This window comes from Citrobacter sp. VF227, assembly GCF_052950715.1.
In genome coordinates this window covers 1-507 of the sequence record NZ_JBRFVF010000280.1, presented here as the reverse complement: position 1 = coordinate 507, position 507 = coordinate 1, and the positions used below count along the sequence as shown (strand labels likewise).

Genomic DNA, 507 nt, shown 5'->3' with positions numbered 1-507 from the left:
CCAAGTACAATGCCGAGAGCGGAGAGGAGCCGCCAAAATGGGAGTATGGTGCGGGCGTCAACATCACGGATGATAACGGCCAGTCCATCGGGAATACTGGGTTCACGACGAATCTCGCACGAACGGTCTACACGCCCGCGGTCGCACGCGGCGGTGCGGCCGCCGCCTCAGTCTCGGCCACGGCCGATTACCGCCGATTCGGTCGAGAGATCCTCGGTATTCGGCTGGATATTAAAGTCACGGGCGGCTCGGGCTACATCACGGCCTCGCTTCCCTGCCAACCGTTCAAGGACACGGTGTTGACTGGATTCGACCGAGCGACCGGTCGCTCCGTCCAGGGCCGGATCGGTTTCGCCGATCCGAAGGTCTACATCTACAGCATGGACGGGACAGTGCCGGCGAGCGCCAACGCTCAGCCGCTGCTCACCGGCGATCTGGAATGCAAGGATTGACGCCGATGCTATCTCCTGACGGTCAGAGACGCCGGACCGGCCAGCTCTAGGTTTC

At 62.5% G+C, this 507-nt stretch carries 1 protein-coding gene; it reads left to right on the top strand.

Annotated features, from left to right (window positions below):
* The coding region (locus tag ACU8YC_RS26320; RefSeq protein WP_446896166.1) for a hypothetical protein at window positions 1-452 on the top strand (452 nt) is incomplete at its 5' end.
* Window positions 453-507 lie beyond the last annotated feature (55 nt).